Origin of the sequence: Microvirga arvi, from assembly GCF_016892765.1 — a bacterium.
Taxonomy (GTDB): domain Bacteria; phylum Pseudomonadota; class Alphaproteobacteria; order Rhizobiales; family Beijerinckiaceae; genus Microvirga; species Microvirga arvi.
The window spans coordinates 1-2440 of record NZ_JAFEMD010000152.1 but is presented as its reverse complement, the minus strand read 5'-3'; the positions used below and the strand labels follow the sequence as shown (position 1 = coordinate 2440).

Annotated in this window: 3 protein-coding genes; all 3 read right to left on the bottom strand. The window is 65.5% G+C overall.

All coding sequences use genetic code 11. The features are described 5' to 3' along the window. Window positions 1–13: 13 nt before the first annotated feature. Window positions 14–1543, bottom strand: a complete 1530-nt coding sequence (tnpC, locus tag ILT44_RS30160; protein ID WP_372441299.1) for an IS66 family transposase — start codon at window positions 1541–1543, stop codon at window positions 14–16. Between the two features lie 64 nt (window positions 1544–1607). Next, window positions 1608–1964, bottom strand: coding sequence for an IS66 family insertion sequence element accessory protein TnpB (tnpB, locus tag ILT44_RS30155; protein WP_204243291.1), 357 nt, complete (start codon window positions 1962–1964; stop codon window positions 1608–1610). Then, the gene (tnpA, locus tag ILT44_RS30150) at window positions 1961–2344 is read right to left on the bottom strand and encodes an IS66-like element accessory protein TnpA (protein WP_204243290.1); all 384 of its coding nucleotides are present in this window, start codon (window positions 2342–2344) and stop codon (window positions 1961–1963) included. The genes tnpB and tnpA overlap by 4 nt, the downstream gene beginning before the upstream one ends. Window positions 2345–2440 lie beyond the last annotated feature (96 nt).

Below are 2440 nucleotides of genomic sequence, written 5' to 3'. Positions count from 1 at the left end.
GTAAGCGATGTTCTCAGGCCACGGCCTTGAGGTCCGGCGTGGTGGCATAGGCCCACGGCAGCAGATCATCGATCTGGGTGTTGAGGTGGCCGGTGGCGATGCGGCTCAACACGTTCGTGAGATAGGCCTGCGGATCCACACCACACAATTTGCAGGTCTCGACCAGCGAGGCGATGATCGCCCAGTGTTCGCCGCCGCGATCCGAGCCGGCAAACAACGCGTTCTTGCGCGTCAATGCCAAAGGCCGGATCGCCCGCTCGACCACGTTGGAGTCGATCTCGATCCGCCCGTCATCGACAAACCGCGTTAGCCCCTCCCAGCGCACAAGCGCATAGCGGATCGCCTCAGCCAGCTTGCTCTTCTGGCTGATCAGCCCGAGCTTGCCGCGCAACCACGGCTCGAGAGCGTCCAGGATGGGACGGCTCTTCGTCTGGCGAATCCGGCATCTCTCCGCCGCACTCATGCCACGGATGTCGCTCTCAATTCGGTACAGCTCCGCGATGCGCGTGAGCGCTTCGCTGGCGATCGGCGCCGAACCGGCCGCGGCCAATTCGTAAAAGCGTCGACGTACATGCGCCCAGCAGAACGCGAGGGTGACCTGATTGCCTGCCGCCAGAGCCCGGTAGCCGCTGTAGCCATCCACCTGCAGCACGCCGGCAAAACCGGACAGATGCGCAATCGGACGTGCCGCCTTGCGATCCGGCGCATAGACGTACGCCACCCCAGGCGGGTCCGTGCCGCCCCACGGCCGGTCATCGCGCGCATAAGCAAACAGCTGACCCGTCTTGGTCTGGCCGCGGCCGGGATCGAGCACCGGTGCCGTGGTCTCATCGGCAAAGAGTCTCGACGAGGCTTTCAACTGCGCCAGCAGGCGTTCATGCACTGGCCGCAGATGCCAGGCGGCCCGCCCGACCCAATCGGCCAGGGTCGAGCGATCCAAGCTGATGCCCTGACGGGCATAGATCTGAGACTGCCGGTAGAGCGGGAGATGATCGGCGTATTTCGACACCAGCACCTGCGCGACCAGCGCGTCGGTGGGCAGCCCGCCTTCGATCACACGGGCCGGAGCCTGGGCTTGCACCACGGCCTCACAGGCGCGGCAGGCATATTTGGGCCGGCGGACCACCAGTACGCGCAGCTGCGCCGGCACGATGTCGAGCCGCTCGGAGACATCCTCGCCGATGCGGTGCAGGAAGTTGCGGCAGCAGGGACAGGCCGGATCCTCGATGTCGATGATTGTCTCGATGCGCGGCAGATGGGCCGGCAAGGATCCGCGGTTCCGGCGTCGCTGAGCCGCGCGGCTTTTACGCTCGGCCGGATCCGCTTGCTCGTGGCGGGCGTCCTCGGCGGCCTCATTCTGTTCGGCTTCTTCCAGCCCGAGCAGCAGCTGATCCTCGGGCAGGCTCTCGGCGCGGCGACCGAAGCGGTGACGCTGCATCGCCTTGATGATCTGCTCCAGGCGCTCGGCGCGCGCCCGCTCGGCCAGGAGCATGGCTTTCAGCAGGTCAGGATCATCGGGGAGGGTTTGCGTCGCGCTGGTCACAAGACGAAGTGAATCATGCTTCGGGCAGGCAGGCGATGACTCTTATGGATGGAGTGCACCGCGATCAGCTGGGCTCCACAGGCGCAGAGGTCGATCGTGGCGCATGCACGCGGCGCCAATCCAAACCTTCGAGCAGGGCCGAGAGCTCGGCGGCCGACAGGTGAATGACGCCGTCCTGCGCCTTGGGCCAGCGGAACTCGCCATCCTCCAATCGCTTGGCGACGAGAACCACTCCTGTGCCATCCCAGAATACCAGCTTGACGCGATCCGTGCGTTTGGCGCGGAACACGTACACCGTCCCAGAGAAGGGATCGGCCGCCATGGTGTCGCGCACGAGGGCGGCCAATCCATCGGCGCCCTTGCGGAAGTCGACGGGCTTGGTTGCCACCATCACGTGCACGCTGCCGCTCGGTCCGATCATCGCACACTCTTGAGCACCTGCAGGACCACGGCCAGCGTTGCGCCGTCGGCTCCCGGCGGGACACGAACGACGGCGCCCTCCACGGCAATCTCGATCACAGCCTCACGAGGGGCGGCTGAAATGGCCTGCGATGGATCAGGGGCGACAACGACAGGGGTAAAGGCCAGCGGATGATCGCCCGCCTCGCGCTTGGCCTGACGACGCCAGGTGAACAGGTGCTGGGGCGACATGCTGTGCCGGCGGGCCACTTCGGACACGATCGCGCCTGGTGCCATCGCCTCGTCCAGGATCCGCGCCTTCTCATCGGCCGACCAGCGTCGGCGCACGCCAGCTCCGGTGATCACTTCCAGACGCCGCACGGCTCGGGGCGGCTCAAGCATATGGTCAACCATCGACACAAAAAGATCCCAAATACGAGATCGTTAGTCTCGCCGCTCAGAGACACGGATGTAAGGTGGGGTCAGAACATCGCTTAC

What these genes read in the sequence shown, in the direction of transcription:
- tnpB (WP_204243291.1), bottom strand. Translation starts at nt 1,964, where the DNA reads ATGATCGGACCGAGCGGCAGCGTGCACGTGATGGTGGCAACCAAGCCC.
- tnpA (WP_204243290.1), bottom strand. Translation starts at nt 2,344, where the DNA reads ATGCTTGAGCCGCCCCGAGCCGTGCGGCGTCTGGAAGTGATCACCGGA.